14 protein-coding genes are annotated in these 15,649 nt (G+C 71.1%); 5 read left to right on the forward strand and 9 right to left on the reverse strand.

The features are described from left to right. Window positions 1-28: 28 nt before the first annotated feature. Window positions 29-1,312, forward strand: a complete 1,284-nt coding sequence (locus tag ACZ43N_RS27710; protein WP_468101265.1) for an LCP family protein — start codon at window positions 29-31, stop codon at window positions 1,310-1,312. Window positions 1,313-1,391: 79 nt separating this feature from the next. Here the strand turns inward: ACZ43N_RS27710 and ACZ43N_RS27715 are convergent, their stop codons facing one another. Both ACZ43N_RS27715 and ACZ43N_RS27720 read right to left on the reverse strand, forming a co-directional pair. Then, complete coding sequence (locus ACZ43N_RS27715) at window positions 1,392-1,754, reverse strand: four-helix bundle copper-binding protein (protein ID WP_468101266.1); 363 nt, start codon at window positions 1,752-1,754, stop codon at window positions 1,392-1,394. A gap of 173 nt (window positions 1,755-1,927) precedes the next feature. Beyond that, the gene (locus ACZ43N_RS27720) at window positions 1,928-3,085 is read right to left on the reverse strand and encodes an acyl-CoA dehydrogenase (protein ID WP_468101268.1); all 1,158 of its coding nucleotides are present in this window, start codon (window positions 3,083-3,085) and stop codon (window positions 1,928-1,930) included. Between the two features lie 221 nt (window positions 3,086-3,306). Between ACZ43N_RS27720 and ACZ43N_RS27725 the strand changes: the two genes are divergently transcribed. Continuing rightward, a complete protein-coding gene (locus ACZ43N_RS27725; protein ID WP_468101270.1) occupies window positions 3,307-4,650 on the forward strand; it encodes a UDP-glucose dehydrogenase family protein in 1,344 nt (447 codons plus the stop codon). 581 nt (window positions 4,651-5,231) lie between these two features. Here ACZ43N_RS27725 and ACZ43N_RS27730 read toward each other — a convergent pair. Next, complete coding sequence (locus ACZ43N_RS27730; RefSeq protein ID WP_468101272.1) at window positions 5,232-5,738, reverse strand: CGNR zinc finger domain-containing protein; 507 nt, start codon at window positions 5,736-5,738, stop codon at window positions 5,232-5,234. Window positions 5,739-5,833: 95 nt separating this feature from the next. Here ACZ43N_RS27730 and ACZ43N_RS27735 point away from each other — a divergent pair, with 95 nt between their 5' ends. Next, on the forward strand, window positions 5,834-6,196 hold the full coding sequence (locus tag ACZ43N_RS27735; RefSeq protein WP_468101273.1) for a VOC family protein: 363 nt from the start codon (window positions 5,834-5,836) through the stop codon (window positions 6,194-6,196). Between the two features lie 27 nt (window positions 6,197-6,223). Here the strand turns inward: ACZ43N_RS27735 and ACZ43N_RS27740 are convergent, their stop codons facing one another. From ACZ43N_RS27740 to ACZ43N_RS27755, 4 genes are all read right to left on the reverse strand, one after another. After that, window positions 6,224-7,450 carry a dipeptidase gene (locus ACZ43N_RS27740; protein WP_468101275.1) on the reverse strand — a complete coding sequence of 409 codons (1,227 nt, stop codon included), beginning with the start codon at window positions 7,448-7,450 and terminating at the stop codon, window positions 6,224-6,226. 139 nt (window positions 7,451-7,589) lie between these two features. Beyond that, a complete protein-coding gene (locus ACZ43N_RS27745; RefSeq protein ID WP_468101277.1) occupies window positions 7,590-8,786 on the reverse strand; it encodes a dipeptidase in 1,197 nt (398 codons plus the stop codon). Between the two features lie 99 nt (window positions 8,787-8,885). Beyond that, window positions 8,886-9,410, reverse strand: coding sequence for a 5-(carboxyamino)imidazole ribonucleotide mutase (gene purE, locus ACZ43N_RS27750; protein WP_468101279.1), 525 nt, complete (start codon window positions 9,408-9,410; stop codon window positions 8,886-8,888). Beyond that, window positions 9,407-10,546 (reverse strand): 5-(carboxyamino)imidazole ribonucleotide synthase, encoded by a 1,140-nt coding sequence (locus ACZ43N_RS27755; protein ID WP_468101281.1) that lies wholly within the window; start codon window positions 10,544-10,546, stop codon window positions 9,407-9,409. The genes purE and ACZ43N_RS27755 overlap by 4 nt, the downstream gene beginning before the upstream one ends. Before the next feature lie 234 nt (window positions 10,547-10,780). On the opposite strand from ACZ43N_RS27755, the gene ACZ43N_RS27760 reads away from it, so the two are divergent. After that, on the forward strand, window positions 10,781-11,344 hold the full coding sequence (locus ACZ43N_RS27760) for a GtrA family protein (protein WP_468101283.1): 564 nt from the start codon (window positions 10,781-10,783) through the stop codon (window positions 11,342-11,344). Between the two features lie 30 nt (window positions 11,345-11,374). Here the strand turns inward: ACZ43N_RS27760 and ACZ43N_RS27765 are convergent, their stop codons facing one another. Both ACZ43N_RS27765 and ACZ43N_RS27770 read right to left on the reverse strand, forming a co-directional pair. Further along, window positions 11,375-12,643, reverse strand: a complete 1,269-nt coding sequence (locus tag ACZ43N_RS27765) for an ATP-binding protein (RefSeq protein ID WP_468101285.1) — start codon at window positions 12,641-12,643, stop codon at window positions 11,375-11,377. A gap of 240 nt (window positions 12,644-12,883) precedes the next feature. Beyond that, the gene (locus tag ACZ43N_RS27770) at window positions 12,884-13,561 is read right to left on the reverse strand and encodes a response regulator transcription factor (RefSeq protein ID WP_468101287.1); all 678 of its coding nucleotides are present in this window, start codon (window positions 13,559-13,561) and stop codon (window positions 12,884-12,886) included. A 579-nt stretch (window positions 13,562-14,140) separates the two neighbouring features. Here ACZ43N_RS27770 and ACZ43N_RS27775 point away from each other — a divergent pair. Beyond that, window positions 14,141-15,646, forward strand: a complete 1,506-nt coding sequence (locus tag ACZ43N_RS27775; protein ID WP_468101289.1) for a peptide MFS transporter — start codon at window positions 14,141-14,143, stop codon at window positions 15,644-15,646. Window positions 15,647-15,649 lie beyond the last annotated feature (3 nt).

Below are 15,649 nucleotides of genomic sequence, written 5' to 3' on the forward strand. Positions count from 1 at the left end.
CACAGGGGGGCCCTGCACACTGGGGCCCATGAACGATTGGCCCGAGGGATGGTCCGACAGCAACCGCGGCGGCGGGTACGGACAAGGAAGCGCCAGCGCACAGCCTGACGGGCCGCGCGTGATGCGCCAGGTCCGTCGCGGCCCGTCGGCACCCCCTCAGGGCGGCGTGCCACAGCAGCCGTCGTACGGCGACGCGTACGACAACTACGGCGGCGGCCCCGACCAGTACGGCAACGCGTACGACAGCGGCTACAACACCGGCCAGGTGTACGGCGGCGGCGGTCCGGGCGGTCCCGGCGGCTACGACGACCGGGGCGAGCGTCCCGCGCCGAACTGGCGGCGCCGGATCAAGTGGACGGCGATCACCGTCACCGTCGTCCTGCTGGGCACGACGATCGGCACCTACTTCTGGGCCGACTCCAAGCTGAACCGCGAGGTCGACCTGTCGAAGGTCATCGAGCGGCCGGAGGAGGGCGAGGGCACCAACTACCTGATCGTCGGCTCCGACAGCCGCGAGGGCCTGTCCGACGCGCAGAAGAAGGAACTGCACACCGGGTCCGCCGACGGCAAGCGCACCGACTCGATGATGATCCTGCACACCGGTTCCAACGGCCCGACGCTGATCTCGCTGCCCCGCGACTCCAACGTGGAGATCCCGAGCTTCGTCGGCTCCGAGTCCGGCAAGACGTACAAGGGCACCGGCCGCCAGGTGAAGCTGAACGCCGCGTACGCCGAGGACGGGCCGGAACTGCTGGTGAGGACCGTCGAGGCCAACACGGGACTGCGCATCGACCACTACGTCGAGATCGGCTTCGCCGGCTTCGCGAACATCGTCGACGCGGTCGGCGGCGTGGAGATCGACATCCCGAAGGGCGGCCTGAAGGACACCAAGTCCGGCGCGAACTTCGAGGCGGGCAAGCAGACCCTGAACGGCGAGCAGTCCCTCGCCTTCGTCCGCACCCGCTACGCCCTCGCGCGCAGCGATCTCGACCGCACGAAGAACCAGCAGAAGTTCCTCGCGGCCCTCGCCAGCCAGACGGCGACGCCGAGCACGGTCCTGAACCCCTTCAAGCTGTATCCGACGATGAGCGCCGGCCTCGACACGCTGATCGTCGACAAGGACATGAGCCTGTTCGACCTGGCCGACATGTTCTGGGCGATGAAGGGCGTCACGGGCGGCGACGGCAAGTCCATGAACATGCCGATCTCGGGCAACGCCGGCAACGGCAACCTGCAGTGGGACACCGCGAAGGTGAAGAAGCTGGTGGAGGAGCTGAAGAACGACGAGACGGTGACCGTGTCGGACGGCTGACCCGCCGTCGTACGACGCGACCTGGCCGAGGGGCACCCCGTAAGAGGTGCCCCTCGGTCGTACGGCGGACCGCTGCGGCTCAGGCCGTCGCGCCCGACATCGCCCGGCACATCTCGGAACAGCGGCGACACGCCTCGGCGCAGCGCATCATCTGCGGATCGTCCGGCATGGACATACACGCCTCGGCGCACATGTCACAGGCGCGGGCACACATCGCGCACATCTCGGCGCTCATCGGGGAGCGGCGCATCATCATGTCCGCGCACATACGCGTCATCTCGGCGCAGTCCATCAGCGCGCGCATGATCTGCATCTGGGCCTGACCGCCGGCCTGCATGCAGGAGCTCATGGTCTCCTCGCACACGGTGTGGCACGTCATGCACGCGTTGACGCAGTCCTGCATCTCCCTGCTCATCGCGGTCATGCTTCCGGTTTCCTGCATGGCTCCTCCAGGGGGTGGGAGCGGGGTCCGGGGCGGACCCCGTGCTCTTCCGTCCTACGCCTCCCGGCCCCCACCCGCCATCGGGCGGGAGCAAACAATCCGCACCATTGACCCCACATGTCAACGGCCCCCGGCAGGGCTGCCGGGGGCCGTCGAGAGTTGCGCCGAAGAGGTTACGGCAGGTTGCGGGCCATCACGATCCGCTGAACTTGGTTCGTGCCTTCGTAGATCTGCGTGATCTTGGCGTCGCGCATCATGCGCTCCACCGGGTAGTCACGGGTGTAGCCGTAGCCGCCGAGGAGCTGGACGGCGTCGGTGGTGACCTCCATGGCGACGTCGGAGGCGAAGCACTTGGCGGCGGCGCCCTGGAAGGTGAGGTCGCTGTCGCCGCGCTCGGAGGCGGCGGCGGCCTGGTAGGTCAGGGCGCGGGCGGCGGCGATCTTCATGGCCATGTCGGCGAGCATGAACTGGATGCCCTGGAAGTCGGCGATGGGCTTGCCGAACTGCTTGCGCTCCTGGACGTAGCCCTTGGCGTAGTCGAGGGCGCCCTGGGCGACGCCGAGGGCCTGGGCGGCGATGGTGATGCGGGTGTGGTCCAGGGTCTTCATCGCCGTGGCGAAGCCGGTGCCCTCCTCGCCGATCATGCGGTCGGCGGGGATGCGGACGTTGTCGAGGTAGACCTCGCGGGTCGGGGAGCCCTTGATGCCGAGCTTCTTCTCGGGGGCCCCGAAGGAGACGCCCTCGTCGGACTTCTCGACGACGAACGCGGAGATGCCCTTGGAGCGCTTGTCGGGGTCCGTGACGGCCATGACCGTGTAGTACTCGGACTCGCCGGCGTTGGTGATCCAGCGCTTCACGCCGTTGAGGATCCAGTGGTCGCCGTCGCGGACCGCCTTGGTCTTCATGCCGGCGGCGTCGGAGCCGGCGTCCGGCTCGGAGAGGCAGTACGAGAACATCGCGTCGCCCTTGGCGAGCGGGCCCAGGTACTTCTTCTTCAGCTCCTCCGAGCCGGAGAGGATCACCGGGAGCGAGCCGAGCTTGTTGACGGCCGGGATGAGGGAGGAGGAGACGCAGACACGGGCGACCTCCTCGATCACGATGACCGTGGCGAGCGCGTCGGCGCCGGCGCCGCCGTACTCCTCGGGCACGTGCACGGCGTGCAGGTCGTTGGCGACGAGCGCTTCGAGCGCCTCGCGGGGGAAGCGGGCCTCCTCGTCGACCGCGGCAGCGTAGGGCGCGATCTTCGCCTCGGCGAGGGAACGGATCGCGTCGCGGAGCATGTCGTGCTCCTCGGACGGGCGGTACAGGTCGAAATCAGCCGATCCGGCCAAGGTCTCTCACGCTCCCGATGCTAACTACCGTTAAGTAACTCAATTTTAAAGGGCTTGCCCACGCCAGAGATACGTGAGCTTGGCGACAGGTCCGAGGGACGGGCGCGACGCCGGGGGGAATCTGCCCGGTGAGGGGCCCGCACACGCCCCGACTATGCTCAGGCAGCGCACTTGCCGTGCACTTTGCAGCGCACCTACGGCCGTACATCCCAGGAGCATCCATGGCCCTCAAGATCACCGTGATCGGCACCGGCTATCTCGGCGCCACCCACGCCGCGGCCATGGCCGAGCTGGGTTTCGAGGTGCTCGGGCTCGATGTCGTCGAAGAGAAGATCGACATGCTGCGCCGGGGCGAGGTCCCGATGTACGAGCCGGGCCTGGAGGAACTGCTGCGCAAGCACGTCGCCGGGATCGAGGGCTCCACCGGGCGGCTGCGCTTCACCACCGACTACGCCGAGGTCGCGGCCTTCGGCGACGTCCACTTCGTGTGCGTGAACACCCCGCAGCGGCACGGCGAGTACGCCTGTGACATGTCGTACGTCGACGCGGCCTTCGCCTCGCTCGCCCCGCATCTGACGGGCCCGGCCCTGGTCGTGGGCAAGTCGACCGTGCCCGTGGGCTCCGCCGACCGGCTGGCCGCGTATCTCGCCGAGCACGCCCCCGCCGGGGCGGACGCCGAGCTGGCCTGGAACCCGGAGTTCCTGCGCGAGGGCTTCGCCGTGAACGACACGCTGCACCCGGACCGGATCGTGGTGGGCGTCCGCGGCGAGAAGGCCGAGAAGCTGCTGCGCGAGGTGTACGCGACGCCGGTCGAGGAAGGCACCCCGTTCGTCGTCACCGACTTCCCGACCGCCGAGCTGGTGAAGACCTCAGCGAACTCCTTCCTCGCCACCAAGATCTCCTTCATCAACGCCATGGCCGAGGTGTGCGAGGCCGCCGGGGGCGATGTCGCCAAGCTGGCGGAGGCCATCGGGTACGACGACCGGATCGGGCGGAAGTTCCTGCGGGCGGGTATCGGCTTCGGCGGCGGGTGCCTGCCGAAGGACATCCGGGCGTTCATGGCACGGGCGGGCGAGCTGGGCGCGGACCAGGCGCTGACGTTCCTGCGGGAGATCGACTCGATCAACATGCGGCAGCGCGGCCAGATGGTCGAGCTGGCCCGGCAGGCGCTGGGCGGGGGCCCGTTCCTGGGCAGGCGGGTCGCCGTGCTGGGCGCGACCTTCAAGCCGGACTCCGACGACGTACGGGACTCCCCCGCGCTCAATGTGGCCGGACAGATCCACCTCCAGGGCGGACAGGTCACGGTGTACGACCCGAAGGGCATGGACAACGCGCGCAGGCTGTTCCCGACGCTCGGGTACGCCGACTGCGCGCTGGAGGCCGTGCGGGGCGCCGACATCGTGCTGCACCTGACGGAGTGGCGTGAGTTCCGGGAGCTGGACCCGCAGGCGCTGGGTGAGGTGGCGTCCCGTCGGCTGGTGCTGGACGGGCGCAACGCGCTGGACCCGGAGCTGTGGCGGCGGGCCGGCTGGACCTACCGGGCGATGGGGCGGCCGACGGCCTGACCCAGGGACCCACCGGTGGCCCCTTGACGGCGTCACCGCCGCCGTCGCCCCGCCGTCACCGCCGCCGTCGCCCCGCCGTCACCGCCGCCGTCGCCCCGCCGTCGTCCCGGTGCAGGCGGGTCGCGTCGGCGGGTCGGCATCGGCCGAGCGGTCGGCCTCTCCGGGCCGGGTCGTTCCGTGCGGTGAATTCCGTGCGGTGAATGCGCCGGACCGTGAGCGGGTCCAACCGAGGTGGGTCGGACCGGGCCGGGGCGGGCCGGGCCGGGACGGGCCGGGGTAGGCCGGGACGGGCCGGGGTAGGCCGGGACGGGCCGGGACGGGCCGGGGTAGGCCGGGCCGGGCCGGGACGGGCCGGGACGGGACGGGGTAGGCCGACCGGGACGGGCCGGGCCGGGCCCGGATGGGGCCGGGCCGAGAACGAGCCCGACCGGGGGCCGGGTCGTGAACGGGCGACGCCGTTCCGGCCGAGGCTCAGTCGGCCGGAACGGCGTCTGTTCTCATTCTCCACCGTCCGGGCCGCCCATGGGTGCGAAGCGCTTACTTCGCCGGTGACTCGTGAGGTGATGTCCGGCTCATCGGCCTCACTTGGCACGGTAGCGGCGCATCTTCGCGCGGGCTCCGCACAGTTGCATGGAGCACCAGCGGCCGCGTCCGGCGGGGCTGCGGTCGTAGTACGCCCAGTGGCAGTCGGCGGCCTCGCAGGCCTTGAGGCGCTGCCAGGTGCCCGCCGTGAGGGCCTCGGCGACGGCCGCGGCCACGCGGGCGGTCAGGGGCGCGGGGTCGGCGGCGGGGCGCAGGGTCGCCGAGCCGTCGGTGGCGCGGACGTCGACGAGGAGCGGAGCCGCGGCCAGCAGGTCGCCGAGCGGGGTCACGGCGCGGTGCGGCGGGTGTCCCGCGTGTGCGAGGCATACGGCCCGGAGGGACTCGCGCAGCTCCCGGACGTCCGCCAGGTCCTCGGCCGCCGTCAGGGCGAGGCGTGCCCTGCCCTCCGGGGTGTCGAGGGCGTCGGCGCCCGACTCCAGGTCCAGCGTGTTCACCAGGCTCTCGATGAGGGCCAGGCCGCCGGGGGCGGGCGCTCTCTCATTCATGCTTGCGACGTTACCTCCAATGGGGAAGCATGCAGTAACCGTTACTGGTTACCCGCCTCTACAGGTAACCGGATCACAAGCGAAGGAGAGCGGTCATGGCCATCGCCAAGCTGGATGTCGTCGTCGTGGACTGTCCGGACCCGGAGGCGCTCGCCGGGTTCTACGCCGAGCTGGTCGGAGGGGAGGTCTCCGGTGCGGGCGACTGGGTGGATCTGACGGTGCCGGACGGGGGTGTCCGGCTGGCGTTCCAGAAGGCGCCGGGCTTCGTGCCGCCGCAGTGGCCGTCGCCCTCGCGTTCGCAGCAGTTCCATCTCGACGTGAACGTGGAGGACATGGACGCGGCGGAGAAGGAGGTGCTGGCACTCGGGGCGAAGCCGCTGGACGTGGCGGACCGGGAGCGGGGGTTCCGGGTGTATGCCGATCCGGCGGGGCATCCGTTCTGTCTGTGCCGGGCCTGAGCCCGGCGGTCGGCCGGGGGCCCCGGGTCAGCCGTCCAGGTCGGTGATCCTCGCCGCGGAGGCCCCGCGGCGGTGCCGGGCCGCCCTCGCCGTGAAGTCGGCGCTGCGGAGGACGCGTTGGACGTTGCCCCAGGTGAGCAGGGCGAGGTCGTCGGCGGACCAGCCGCGGCGGAGGAGTTCGGCGACGAGGTGGGGGTAGCCGGAGGCGTCGGTGAGGTCCTCGGGGTGGGCGGCGCCGCAGTCGTAGGTGCCGGAGAGGCCGACGCACTCGGGGCCGGCGATCGCGCGCACGTGGTCGAGGTGGTCGGCGACGTCTCGGACGGACGGGCCGGTCTGCTCGGCGGCGAGCGGCACCATGCACAGGCCGTGGGCGTCGCCCAGCGCGGCCAGCAGGTCGTCGGGGAGGTTCGCGGGGTGGGGACGCAGGGCGTGGGCCGCCGAGCGGGTGCACAGGACCGGGGCGCGGGAGACCGCGAGGGTCCGGCGGATCGTCTGCTCGGAGGCGCCGGAGAGGTCGGCGAGGACGCCCACGCGGTTCATCTCGCGGACCACCTCCTCGCCGAACCTGCTGAGCCCGGCCTCGCTCGCCCAGGAGGTGCCGGCGAGGGTGAGGGTGGTCAGGCCGAGCGCGTGCAGGGCGCGCAGGATGCCGAGGGAGTCGCCGAGGGCGGGGGCGCCGGCGGGGCCGAGGAGGATGGCGACGCGGCCGCAGAGGCGGGCGTCGGTGACCTCGCCCGCCGTGCGGACCAGCCGCAGGCCCTCGGGGTGTGCGTGGACGGCCTCCTGGGCCAGGTCCAGCTGTTCCAGGGTGGCGCCGACGGCCCGGTCGCCGGTCAGCGGCTCGGGCAGGTGCAGCGACCAGAACAGGGCGCCGATGTGTCCCCTGCGCATGCGTGGCACGTCGGTGTCGACGCCGCCCTCGCCGAGTTCCAGGTCGTACCAGGAGAGGTGGCGCAACACCGACGGCAGCCCGCTGTAGCCGTCCGCCACGGGGTGCCGGGCGAGGAGGGCGTGCGCCTGCGCGAGTTCGTCCGGTTCCTCGGGTCCCGCGGGGTCCGTGAGCCGCACGGGGGCCTCAGAAACCTCCGCGAGGCCGGCCGTGTCGTACTCGGTCGTGCCGTCCGGCGGGGTTATGGGTTCCGCCACCCGGAGCCGGCGACTCGGCTTCGGCCTCCGCTTCGTGGGAGCGGCGGGCCGCCCGTCGAGCCGCCCCACCTCAGCTGTCGCTTGCAGTTCGTCCTGCAGGTCTGCCATGGCGGACCTCCGTAGCCGGTCGGTGAAGGCAGTACCGTCACCGTGCCACGGGGGCCGATCGGATTCCTGGTGGGTGGGGCGTTCGGGGGTACGGGCCGCCCCGCCCGCGCCGGGCGGGCGCCGTACCGCCGGCCGGGTGTCACCCGTCCAGCTGCTCCAGGGTCGCGTTCGACGGGCCCGTACGGGCCTTCAGGTCGCGGGCGACGTCCTCCGCGGCGCCCAGGACGCGTACCACGTTCTGCCAGGTGAGCTTGGCGAGGTCGGTCCGGGACCAGCCGCGGTCGAGGAGTTCGGCGATCAGGTTCGGGTAGCCGGAGACGTCGTTCAGGCCGTCCGGGGTGAAGGCGGTGCCGTCGTAGTCGCCGCCGATGCCGAGGTGGTCGATGCCGGCGACCTCGCGCATGTGGTCGAGGTGGTCCGCGACCGTGGCGACCGTGGCGACGGGGCGCGGGTTGCGCTCCTCGAACGCGCGGTGGACCCGCATGGCCTCGGGAGTGGTGTCGAGGTGGTGGAGGCCGTGGGCGCGCATGTTCTCGTCGGCGGCGGCGGTCCAGTCGACGGCGGCCTGGAGCACGAACTTCGGCACGAAGGTCACCATCGCCACTCCCCCGTTGGCGGGGAGGCGTTGGAGGACGTCGTCCGGGATGTTGCGGGGGTGGTCGCAGACGGCCCGGGACGAGGAGTGGGAGAAGATCACCGGTGCGGCCGAGGTGTCGAGCGCGTCGCGCATCGTGGTCGCGGCCACATGGGAGAGGTCGACGAGCATGCCCTCGCGGTTCATCTCCCGGACGACGGCGCGGCCGAACGCGGACAGTCCGCCGACCGCCGGTTCGTCGGTGGCGGAGTCGGCCCAGGCGATGTTGTCGTTGTGGGTGAGCGTCATGTAGCGGACGCCGAGCGCGTACAACGCGCGTAGCGTCGCGAGGGAGTTGTCGATGGAATGGCCGCCCTCGGCACCCATCAGGGAGGCGACGCGGCCCTCGGTGCGGGCCGCCTCCATGTCGGCGGCGGTCAGCGCGGACCGCAGGTGTGCCGGGTAACGGTCGATCAGCTGCCGTACGCAGTCGATCTGTTCGAGGGTTGCGGGGACGGCGCCCGGGAGGGACGCGGGGTCCGAGGGCACGTACACCGACCAGAACTGGGCCCCGACGCCGCCGGCGCGCAGCCGGGCCAGGTCGGTGTGCAGGTAGGCGCTCTGGTCGGTGGCGATGTCCCGGGCGTCCAGGTCGTAGCGGACCTGTTCGCGCAGCGCCCACGGCAGGTCGTTGTGGCCGTCGGCGACCGGGAACTCGCGCAGTAGTTCCCGGGCCTCCTCCAGCGAAGTCGTCCCCGTCATCCCGGTCACTTCCTCTTCCCCCGTCGTCCCCGTCACTTGCCGTGCTCCCCCGTCCTCCCGGTCGCCCGGGTCGTCGCGGCTCTCGCGGTCAGTCGTGCGTCACTTGCCGAAGCCGAAGCCGTTGCCCGCTCCCTCGACCTTGGTGCGCAGGCGCTTGCCCTTCTCGGTGGCCTGGTCGTTCAGCTCCTGCTGGAACTCCCGCATACGGACCAGGAGTTCCTCGTCCTGGGTGGCGAGGATGCGGGCGGCGAGCAGTCCGGCGTTGCGCGCGCCGGCCACGGACACGGTCGCGACGGGCACACCGGCCGGCATCTGCACGATCGACAGCAGCGAGTCCATGCCGTCGAGGTACTTCAGCGGTACGGGCACGCCGATGACGGGCAGCGGGGTCACCGACGCGAGCATGCCGGGCAGATGGGCGGCGCCGCCCGCGCCGGCGATGATCACCTTGAGGCCCCGGTCCGCGGCCTCCTCGCCGTAGGCGACCATCTCGCGCGGCATGCGGTGCGCGGAGACCACGTCGACCTCGTAGTCGATCTCGAACTCGTCGAGGGCCTGCGCGGCGGCCTCCATGACGGGCCAGTCGGAGTCCGACCCCATGACAATGCCTACGACCGGGCTCATTCGGTGATCGTGCCTCTCAGGTATCCGGCGGCGTGACGGGCGCGCTCCAGCACGTCGTCGAGGTCGTCGCCGTAGGTGTTCACGTGACCGACCTTGCGGCCGGGCTTCACGTCCTTGCCGTACATGTGGATCTTGAGCTGGGGGTCGCGGGCCATGCAGTGCAGATACGCGGAGTACATGTCGGGGTAGTCGCCGCCGAGGACGTTGACCATGACGGTCCACTTCGCGCGGGGGCGCGGGTCGCCGAGCGGGAGGTCGAGGACGGCCCGTACGTGGTTGGCGAACTGCGAGGTCACGGCGCCGTCCTGGCTCCAGTGGCCGGAGTTGTGGGGGCGCATGGCCAGCTCGTTCACCAGGATGCGGCCGTCGCGGGTCTGGAACAGCTCGACGGCGAGGTGGCCGACGACGTCCAGTTCCTTGGCGATGCGCAGGGCCATCTCCTCCGCCTGGAGGGCGAGGGCCGGGGCGAGGCCGGGCGCCGGGGCGATCACGGTGTCGCAGACCCCGTCGACCTGCTGCGACTCCACGACCGGGTACGCGACGGCCTGGCCGTGCGGCGACCGTACGACGTTGGCGGCGAGCTCCCGTACGAAGTCGACCTTCTCCTCGGCGAGGACCGGGACTCCGGCGCGGAACGGCTCGGCGGCGTCCTCGACGGAGCGGACGACCCACACGCCCTTGCCGTCGTAGCCGCCGCGGACGGTCTTGAGGATGACCGGAAAACCGTCGCCCTCGGCCGCGAACGCCGCCACGTCCGCCGGGTCGGCGACGATGCGGTGTCTCGGGCAGGGCACGCCGATCGCGTCGAGCTTCGCCCGCATCACACCCTTGTCCTGGGCGTGCACGAGGGCGTCCGGGCCCGGGCGCACGGGGATGCCGTCCGCCTCCAGCGCCCGTAGGTGCTCGGTGGGTACGTGTTCGTGATCGAAGGTGATCACGTCGCAGCCCTGCGCGAACGCGCGCAGCGTCTCCAGATCGCGGTAGTCGCCTACGACGACATCACCGACGACCTGGGCCGCGGAGTCCTGAGGGGTGTCACTGAGGAGCTTGAACCTGATGCCGAGAGGGATGCCCGCCTCGTGTGTCATACGAGCGAGCTGACCCCCGCCGACCATGCCGACTACCGGGAACGTCACCCCCCCAGAGTATCGGCCACGGAATCGGCCACTTCTTCCCGTGTCCGGTTTCTGTGTCCTTCGCCCGCCCTGGCCGCGCCGGAGAGGTGCTGCACAGGCGATGCCCGGGGGCGCTGGTTAGCATGGCGGAACCAGTTGGTTTCGATCGAAGATCAACTGTTTTGGGACCGACAGCACCGACCTGGTATCGACCGAGGTACGAACAGACCACCGAGCGACGGGGGCCGGCAGACGATGGGAAGTACCACCTCGGGGCCTCGCCCGAAGCCCCGCGGCGCCCTGCGCCGACGGATCGACCTCCTCGTCCGCGAGGTCGCCAAGTTCGGTGCGGTGGGCGGTGCTGGACTGCTGGTGAACCTCGCCGTGTTCAACCTCGTGCGGAACACCACCGAGCTCCAGGTCGTCCGGGCCAGTGTGATCGCCACGGTCGTCGCCATCGCCTTCAACTACGTGGGGTTCCGCTACTTCACCTACCGGGACCGGGACAAGAGCGGCCGGACGAAGGAGCTGAGCCTCTTCCTGCTGTTCAGCGTGGTCGGCCTGGTCGTCGAGAACGGCGTCCTGTACACCGCGACCTACGGTTTCGGCTGGGACAGCCCCCTGCAGAGCAACATCTTCAAGTTCCTCGGCATCGGCGTCGCGACCCTCTTCCGCTTCTGGTCGTACCGCACCTGGGTGTTCCGCGCACTGCCCGCCCGGGAGGCGGTGGCGAGCGCGGAATCGTTCCTGGAGGCGGGTGCCGCCCATCCGCCCGCGCTGACCGGCGGCCCGGCCAAGCGACCGAACGGCCGGCGTTAGAACCTGCGGCGCCCTCGCGAACCGGCTCCCCTACCGCACGGGCCGGTCGTCACCGGTCGGCGTCCGCACCGGCGTCCGCGACAGGAACAGCCCGAACACCGGCGGCTGCGCCTGGAGCATCTCCAGGCGCCCGCCGTCCGCCTCCGCGAGGTCCCGCGCGACGGCCAGCCCGATCCCCGTGGAGTTCCGCCCGCTGATCGCCCGCTCGAAGATCCGCGCCCCGAGGTCGGCGGGGACGCCGGGCCCCTCGTCGGTGACCTCGATGACCGCCTGGTTGCCGGTCACGCGCGTCCGCAGTGCCACCGTTCCGCCGCCGTGCATCAGCGAGTTCTCGATCAGCGCGGCCAGCACCTGCGCGACCGCCCCCGGCGTGCCCACGGCCTGCAGATGCCGTTTGCCGGAGCTGACGATGGCGCGGCCGGCGCTGCGGTAGGCGGGGCGCCACTCCTCCAGCTGCTGCTTGATGACCTCGTCCAGCTCGAACGCGACGGCGGAGCCGTTGCGGGGGTCGCGGGAGTTCGTCAGGAGCCGCTCCACGACGTCCGTCAGCCGTTCGACCTGGGCGAGCGCGATGTGCGCCTCCTCCTTCACGGTCGCCGGGTCGTCCGTGAGCGTGATCTCCTCCAGCCGCATCGACAGCGCGGTCAACGGCGTACGCAGCTGGTGGGACGCGTCCGCGGCGAGGCGCCGCTCGGCGGTCAGCATGCGGCCGATGCGCTCGGCGGAGGCGTCCAGCACATCCGCTACCCGGTCCAGCTCCGGGACGCCGTACCGCTTGTGCCGGGGGCGGGGGTCGCCGGAGCCGAGCCGTTCCGCGGTCTCGGCGAGATCGGTGAGCGGGGAGGCGAGGCGGTTGGCCTGCCGGACCGCGAGGAGGACCGCGGCGATGACGGCGAGCAGGGCGACCGCCGCGATGATCAGCAGCGTACGGCCGACCTCGCGGCTGACCGCCGAGCGCGACTCCTCGACGGTGACGACCTCGTCCTTCTCGCCCCTGGCCTCGTGGCGGATGACGTCGCCGACGGGCTTCACGCCGATCTCGATCGTGCGCTGGCCGGGGATCTGGATCCGGGCGTAGCGGTCGTCGCCGACCTGGTCCTCCAGGACCTCGGCGGTGATCCGCTCGTCGCCGATGATGCGGCTGTCCACGATGCTCGTCAGCTGGACCGCCTCGGACTCCACGCGTTCCTGGGCGCTGTTGCTGATCGTCCGGGTCTCGACGATGACGAGGGAGACGCCGAAGACCGCGATGACCACGAGGACCACGGCGAGGGTGGACTGGATGAGACGGCGACGCACGGCTGCCCTCCGGGCGGGGCGGGTGTTCTGGGACCTTCGATTGTGCGGCACCCGGCGCCGGGGGCGGAGCGGGGGCTGGAAACGCTCACCCGGGCCGCAGGCCGCCGGGGCGCCGGCCCGTGCCGTCCCGCGAGCGCCGGGCGGGGCAGGCACGGGGAACCGCGCGACCAGCCCGCTACGGCCCGCGTCCGCCCGGCCACCCGACCTCTGAGCCCGTGGGCGCCCGGCTCGCCCGGCCCCTCAGTTCTTCTCGAACCGGAACCCGACGCCTCGCACCGTCGCGATGTACCGGGGGTTCGCCGCGTCGTCGCCCAGCTTCTTGCGCAGCCAGGAGATGTGCATGTCGAGCGTCTTGGTGGAGGACCACCAGGTGGTGTCCCACACCTCGCGCATCAGCTGGTCCCGCGTGACGACCCGACCCGCGTCCCGCACCAGCACCCGCAGCAGGTCGAACTCCTTCGCCGTCAGCTGGAGTTCCTCCTCGCCCATCCACGCCCGGTGGGACTCGACGTCGATCCGGACGCCGTGCGTGGCGGGCGGCTGCTGCGGCTCGGCCGCCCCGCGCCGGAGCAGCGCCCGCACCCGGGCGAGCAGCTCGGCGAGCCGGAACGGCTTGGTGACGTAGTCGTCGGCGCCCGCGTCGAGGCCTACGACGGTGTCCACCTCGTCGGCCCGCGCGGTCAGGATCAGGATCGGCACGGTGTGGCCCTCGGCACGCAGCCGGCGGGCCACCTCGAGACCGTCCATGCCGGGCAGCCCCAGGTCGAGGACGACCAGGTCGACGCCGCCCTGCATGCCGGCGTCCAACGCGGTGGGTCCGTCCTCGCGCACCTCCACCTCGTACCCCTCCCGGCGCAGTGCGCGGGCCAGCGGCTCCGAGATGGACGCGTCGTCCTCGGCGAGCAGTACACGGGTCATGGGCTGATGGTAGTCCGCCGAGAACCGCAGGTGGAGGGTGATCGGCAAGCCTGATTCACACCGTTGTCCACCGGAATTCTTACCCCCACCAGCCATGATCGAGGGCGACGGGCCCGCCGCCGGATTCCGGTGAAGATCCAGGTGTGGCCCGTCGAAGAGCTGTGGAGATCAGGGGCGGTCCGTGGAGATGGCCCGCGCGCTGACGCGCCTCGGATGCCGCACCCTGCGCCCAGGGATGCATTTCCCGGACACACCTTCGAATGCGCAACCGATATCGCATTCTTACCTGTGATCCGCCTCTCAATCGCTTCCATTCCCTTGTCTATTGTGGCGTATGGTGATGGAACGCCTGTAGCGGCACATGGGGACCTTTGGCGGCATATCTGCGCTGAAGGTCTCTTTTGTGCCCGGAGCCGGGTTCTCCGGCTCCGCGGGAATGACCTGTGGCCGGCCCCGCGCCGACGGAAACCCCCTGTCGTCGACGCGCGTAGAGGACGTGGATCCCCGGTGGTGCCGGCCGCCCCTCCGACCGGGCGCGGCACCACTTGCGTGCGGCGTCCCGAAGCGCAAGGAACGACCATGGCGTCCAGCCTGACGAAGGACTCGGCCGACCGGGGGACCCCCGGCGGCGAGCGCACCTTCTTCGGCCACCCCCGAGGACTGGCCACTCTCTTCATGACCGAGATGTGGGAGAGGTTCTCCTACTACGGCATGAAGGCCCTTCTGCCGCTCTACCTGGTCGCGCCGAACGGCCTGGACCTCGGTGCGGCGGCGACGATCACCATCACCGCGGTGTACGGGTCGATGGTGTACCTGCTCACCCTCCCCGGCGGGTGGATCGCGGACCGCTTCCTCGGCCCGCGCAGAACGGTCGCCGTCGCGGGCGTCGTCATCATGCTCGGCCATCTGACCCTGGCCCTGCCGTCGGCCGGTGTCTTCTACCTGGGCCTCGCCCTCGTCGCCATCGGCTCGGGCCTGCTGAAGGCCAACATCTCGACCATGGTCGGCCACCTCTACGACGGCCCGAACGACCCGCGCCGCGACGGTGGCTTCACCGTCTTCTACATCGGCATCAACGCGGGCGCCTTCGCCGCGCCGCTGGCCATCGGCACGGTCGGCGAGAAGGTGAACTGGCACCTCGGCTTCGGGATGGCCGCGCTCGGCATGGCGCTGGGCCTCGTGCAGTTCCTGCTGGGCAGCCGTCACCTGAGCGAGCGCAGCGACATCGTCCCGACGCCGATGCCCGCCGCACAGCGGTCGGCCGTCCTGCGCAAGGCCCTGCTGTGGCTGGCCGTCCCCGTCGTCTTCTACGGCGTCCTCGGTCTGTCCGGTCACTACACCGTCAATTGGGCGGTGATCCCGGTCACTCTCATCGGTCTGATCGTCCCGATCTGGGTGATCGCCCGGATCAAGCGGGACCGTGACCTGGACGCCGCCGAGCAGTCGAAGATGTCGGCGTTCGTCTGGTTCTTCGTCGCCGCGGCGATCTTCTGGATGATCTACGACCAGGGCGCCTCGACTCTGGCCGTCTTCGCCAGCGAGTCGGCCGACAACAGCGTGTTGGGCTGGGAGTTCCCGGTCTCCTGGTACCAGTCCCTCAACCCGCTGATGATCATGGCGGCGGCGCCCGTCTTCGCCTGGCTGTGGGTGTGGCTGAACCGGCGGGGCAAGGAGCCGAGCACCATCGTCAAGTTCTCGGCCGCCCTACTGCTGATCGGCGCGTCCTTCTTCCTCTTCCTCGCCCCGCTGGCGATCGCCGGGGACGGCGAGAAGGCCGCCGCGCTGTGGATCGCCGGGATCTACTTCGTGCAGACCCTCGGCGAGCTGACGCTCTCCCCGGTGGGTCTGTCCGTCACGACGAAGATGGCGCCCGTGAAGTACGCCTCCCAGATGATGGGCGTCTGGTTCCTCGCGGTCAGCGCGGGCGACTCCGTCACCGCCCTGCTGTCCAACGAGGCCGTCGGCGGCGTCAACCTCGACCGGGCGGGCTTCGTCGCCGTCGAGGCCACGCTGGCCGCCCTCGCCGGTGTAGCGCTGTACATGTACCGCAACAAGGTCAAGCGGCTCATGGGCGACGTGCACTGAGCC

This window comes from Streptomyces sp. NPDC030814 (assembly GCF_055572155.1).

What these genes read in the sequence shown, in the direction of transcription:
- ACZ43N_RS27760 (WP_468101283.1), top strand. Translation starts at nt 10,781, where the DNA reads ATGGGAAGTACCACCTCGGGGCCTCGCCCGAAGCCCCGCGGCGCCCTG.
- purE (WP_468101279.1), bottom strand. Translation starts at nt 9,410, where the DNA reads ATGAGCCCGGTCGTAGGCATTGTCATGGGGTCGGACTCCGACTGGCCC.
- ACZ43N_RS27740 (WP_468101275.1), bottom strand. Translation starts at nt 7,450, where the DNA reads ATGGCAGACCTGCAGGACGAACTGCAAGCGACAGCTGAGGTGGGGCGG.
- ACZ43N_RS27725 (WP_468101270.1), top strand. Translation starts at nt 3,307, where the DNA reads ATGGCCCTCAAGATCACCGTGATCGGCACCGGCTATCTCGGCGCCACC.
- ACZ43N_RS27715 (WP_468101266.1), bottom strand. Translation starts at nt 1,754, where the DNA reads ATGCAGGAAACCGGAAGCATGACCGCGATGAGCAGGGAGATGCAGGAC.
- ACZ43N_RS27775 (WP_468101289.1), top strand. Translation starts at nt 14,141, where the DNA reads ATGGCGTCCAGCCTGACGAAGGACTCGGCCGACCGGGGGACCCCCGGC.
- ACZ43N_RS27735 (WP_468101273.1), top strand. Translation starts at nt 5,834, where the DNA reads ATGGCCATCGCCAAGCTGGATGTCGTCGTCGTGGACTGTCCGGACCCG.
- ACZ43N_RS27745 (WP_468101277.1), bottom strand. Translation starts at nt 8,786, where the DNA reads ATGACGGGGACGACTTCGCTGGAGGAGGCCCGGGAACTACTGCGCGAG.
- ACZ43N_RS27730 (WP_468101272.1), bottom strand. Translation starts at nt 5,738, where the DNA reads ATGAATGAGAGAGCGCCCGCCCCCGGCGGCCTGGCCCTCATCGAGAGC.
- ACZ43N_RS27710 (WP_468101265.1), top strand. Translation starts at nt 29, where the DNA reads ATGAACGATTGGCCCGAGGGATGGTCCGACAGCAACCGCGGCGGCGGG.
- ACZ43N_RS27770 (WP_468101287.1), bottom strand. Translation starts at nt 13,561, where the DNA reads ATGACCCGTGTACTGCTCGCCGAGGACGACGCGTCCATCTCGGAGCCG.